General features: G+C 63.6%; 4 protein-coding genes. 2 read left to right on the top strand and 2 right to left on the bottom strand.

What is annotated here, in order from left to right; genetic code table 11:
• Both Rhe02_RS49245 and istB read left to right on the top strand, forming a co-directional pair.
• Positions 1-980, top strand: a 980-nt coding sequence (locus Rhe02_RS49245) for a Mu transposase domain-containing protein (RefSeq protein WP_444544537.1), incomplete at its 5' end; no start/stop codon positions are given.
• Positions 977-1,753, top strand: a complete 777-nt coding sequence (istB, locus tag Rhe02_RS49240; protein ID WP_203915519.1) for an IS21-like element helper ATPase IstB — start codon at positions 977-979, stop codon at positions 1,751-1,753. The genes Rhe02_RS49245 and istB, both read left to right, overlap by 4 nt.
• A 123-nt stretch (positions 1,754-1,876) precedes the next feature.
• Here istB and Rhe02_RS49235 read toward each other — a convergent pair whose 3' ends face one another.
• Both Rhe02_RS49235 and Rhe02_RS49230 read right to left on the bottom strand, forming a co-directional pair.
• Positions 1,877-2,683, bottom strand: a complete 807-nt coding sequence (locus Rhe02_RS49235; RefSeq protein WP_203915518.1) for a hypothetical protein — start codon at positions 2,681-2,683, stop codon at positions 1,877-1,879.
• A gap of 633 nt (positions 2,684-3,316) precedes the next feature.
• The coding region (locus Rhe02_RS49230) for a hypothetical protein (protein WP_203915517.1) at positions 3,317-3,895 on the bottom strand (579 nt) is incomplete at its 5' end.

Raw genomic sequence — 3,895 nt, 5'->3', positions numbered from 1 at the left:
GGTCCTATGGCGAGCTCGCCGCACATTACGGGGTCCTGGTCGACCCGGCCCGCCGGAGCAAACCGAAGGACAAGCCTAGGGTGGAGCGCCAAGTTCCGTATGTTCGGGACAGCTTCTGGCGCGGAAGGGAATTCACCTCGCTGCAGCAGATGCGCGCTGAGGCGCTGCGGTGGTGTATCCAGGTCGCCGGATCACGTTCATGTCGCCCGCTGGGCGGCGCCAAGCCCTTGGACGTGTTCACCGCGCTGGAAGCCGAGGCGTTGCTGCCGTTGCCGCGTAAGCCTTTCGTGCTGGCGACCTGGTCGACGGCGAAGGTCGGCCCGGACATCCACGCCAAGGTCGGCAAGACCCTGTACTCGATCCCGTGGCGCTACATCGGTCAACGCGTCGACGCCCGGTCGACGCCGACGGTGGTGCAGATCTTCCACAATGGACAGCTGATCGCGACCCATGGCCGTAAACCTTCTGGTAAGCAAACCGATTTCGGCCACTACCCGCCGGAGAAGATCGCGTTCAAGATGCGCACTCCGGTCTGGTGCCGTCAGCGGGCCGCCGAGATCGGCCCGGCCTGCACCGAGGTCATCGACGGACTCCTAGCCGTCGGAGTCCTGTTCCGGCTGCGGGCCGCTCAGGGCATCCTCGGCCTGACCGGCAAATACCCCGTCGAGCGCGTCGAAGCCGCATGCGCCAAGGCCATCGCGGTCGGCGATCCGTCGTATCGCACGATCAAAGGCATCTTGACAGCCGGTACCGACATCGAACCCGCGCCTGAGCACACCCGCACCGGCGACGGCGGAGCCGCAGCGTTCCTGCACGGTCCTTCGCAGCTGTTCGCCAACGTCATCCCCATGCAGAAGACGAGCCGCCCGCTCGCCGCGGACCAGGCCGACACGAGCCAGCCGCCCGCCGGCCCCTCGGCCACCACGAGCGACCAGCGCACCATCCAGCCTCCCTCCGCCACCAGAAAGAGGAACCGATGACTGTTGTCGATACCAGCCTGCATACGAGTCTGCGGGCATTGAAGCTCTCCGGGATGCTCGACACCCTCGACGCCCGCCTTGCCCAGGCCCGCAACGGCGAGCTCGGCCATCTGGACTTCTTGCAAGTGCTCTGCCACGACGAGATCGGCCGCAGGGAAACCCAGGCCATGGCCCGCCGCGTCCGGCGCGCCCACTTCGACCAACTCTGCACCCTGGAGGAGTTCGACTTCGGCGCCAGCCCGAAACTGCCCGCTGCCCAGATCCGTGACCTGGCCGCGCTTCGCTGGCTACACGCCGGGGAATCGGTCATCCTCTACGGCCCGGTCGGAGTCGGTAAAAGCCATGTCGCACAAGCACTCGGCATGCTCGCCATCCGCCAGCTCGCCGAAGTCCGGTTCATCAAGACCAGCCGCGCACTGGCCGACCTGGCCGGCGGACACGCCGACCGCACCTGGGCAAGACGGCTGGCCGAACTGACCCGGCCCGCCGTCCTGATCCTCGACGACTTCGCCATGCGCGAGCTCAACCCGCAACAAGCCGACGACCTCTACGAGCTCATCTCAGAACGGGCCAACAGCAACCGCAGCCTCATCATCACCGCCAACCGGGCACCCCAAGACTGGTATCCCTTATTTCCCAACGCAGTCGTCGCCGAATCGCTGCTCGACCGCCTGATCAATAACAGTCATCAAGTCTTTATGAACGGGCCAAGCTACCGCCCCAACAAACGGCCCAAGGGGGCCACTCGCACTCCCCAAAACCACAACGAGTAGAAAGGACATCGAGGCCCACCCCATGGGGAATTACGTGATCACAAGCCCTGGGGAATTCCATGAGCGTCGACAGTGGGGCTCGTAAATCAGGCTAAGGCTATGCGGCCTGCGTGTATTCGTTGATCAGCCCGCCCAGAATCGGGCGCGGCCGGCTGCCCGCATTTGCCGGGCAAGGGGCACGGAGGTGAGAAGCAGCATCAACACGATGGCGGTCGCGGTGGCAGGGATGACGACGGGGATGTCTGATAACACCGACAGGGTTGCGGCCGGTAGGAGCAAGTCGGTGATGGACAGATCGTCGGTGAGCGCGACGAAGCCTGCCACCGCCATTCCGATCAACGCGATACAGATGGCAGGCAGGACAAGGCTTCCCGCGATAACAATCAGTGATTTGATCTGCATGCGGGAGCGACGGGCCCGTTGCAGGGTACGGGTGGTCAGCGCCCATCCGGCCGGCAAGCTGAGCAGGAAACCGAGCCCGATGAACGCAGCGCCGTAGACCGGAAAGTTTGCGCTGACTTCAATCAGCGCCGTCTCGCCGCGCCCATAGGGCGCGGTGGTCGTGTAAACACGCACCACCAGATCGTCTTTCGCCGCCCAGACACTGGTATAGCTTGAATCATCAGAAAGCGCATTGAAAGCCCACCCGGCCGTCGCCAAGCGCTGGCGAGCCGCGCGAAGGAACGTGCCGACATTCTGGAACTCCATCGGGTACGCGACGGCCACATGGTCATCAAGCGGATGAACTCCCGGCGGCAGCAGCCCGCGGACGTCAAAGCTCGGCGCAAGATTTTCCAGGATGTCATCGTCGAACGAGGCGACCTGATCCCCGTGCAGGTACCAATCCACTGGGCAAACCCGATCGCAATACACAACCCCACCGGGCAGATTCACCGGCGCCTTGAGCATAGCGATCTGCGCGATGGCCATGGCCTCACCCTCGCTGGGCATAGCCGCGAGCACGCGAATGATCGCCAGCCCAACAAGCCCGGCCACAGTCAACGCGAACACCAGCGCCGCGATCAGCGCCGCGGCCAGGTTGTACCGGCCACCGAGACGCCGCTGCCAGGACAACACCCAGCGTGGACGGGCAAGGCCAGAAATCGTCGCATACATGCCTGAGTAACCTAGCCACATATCCCACCGATGTCTGTCAGATCACCGCCAGCCATCTCCCCGTCGCAACCCAACACCGCTGTCCGCTTGCCGTTCGTGTGGTGAGAGCGAGTGGGTCGCGTTGCTCGCTTCGCTCGTGATCAGTGTTCGGTGCGGGTTCGGTGTTTATGCGGGGTATCAGTACGGCGATGCCATGGCGCTGCTTAATATTGTGGCCGGCTCCGCGTGGAACGCGCTGGTACGTCGCCGCCGGGTGCTCTGTCTGGTTCACATTAAGCAAGCAGACACGCCGAGGCGGAACCGTCGCGAGCTATTGTCAGCAGGCTGTGGCGCGGTCAGATTCTTCCGTCTGGACCGCATCACCACCGTTGCGGTTCAGGCGCAGCAGTTTCAGCTGCGACCAGTCGCCGTTGCGGATCAAGCGACCCCCAACGGCGGTGTTGTGGATCAGTTTTCCGGCAGCGAACGCAGCGTGGTGAGGTTGGCCAGGGCAAACGACTGCAGCAGCGACGGCGGGTCCCCGACAAACCGCGGTGGCGGGTTTCCCTTGAGTCCAAACGGGTGAATCCCCATGCTCACTTCCAGCACCAGATTCTCGTTGCGCACCAGCAGGTAGTACTGCGGATCGCCGGCAGCAGAAATCGGATCCTGGCCGGACATCTGGATCGCTCGTTGGCCAAGCCCGCCGATCGATGGCCCGTCCTTGACATTACGGATGTGACCCGGTTCTCTCGCTGCCTTGAGCTGGGCGTCGATGTGCCGGTTGACTTTGTCCTCTTGCGTCCCGTCGGGAAAGTATGTCGCTTGCACGCGTAGTGAATACCACCGGTCACCAACGTCGTTGCGGTCGCCTTTCAACCAACGCTGCATCACGCAGCCGCGGAACTCGTATCCGCGCAACGTCTGCTGTGACTCGGCGTTAAATTCCTGTTGCTGCTTCGGTTTGTCGTCTTTATCGCGGTCGACTGCCGCGATCGGATTGAGCGCGGTCAGGTCGACGAGGCACAAGTTGCCGGCGGGCCTATA

The sequence above is a fragment of the Rhizocola hellebori genome (assembly GCF_016862955.1).
GTDB lineage: Bacteria > Actinomycetota > Actinomycetes > Mycobacteriales > Micromonosporaceae > Rhizocola > Rhizocola hellebori.
This window is presented reverse-complemented; position numbering and strand designations above follow the sequence as displayed.

Excerpts from the sequence above, each read along its gene's own strand:
- Rhe02_RS49235 (WP_203915518.1), bottom strand. The coding sequence starts at position 2,683 with ATGGCCATCGCGCAGATCGCTATGCTCAAGGCGCCGGTGAATCTGCCC.
- istB (WP_203915519.1), top strand. The coding sequence starts at position 977 with ATGACTGTTGTCGATACCAGCCTGCATACGAGTCTGCGGGCATTGAAG.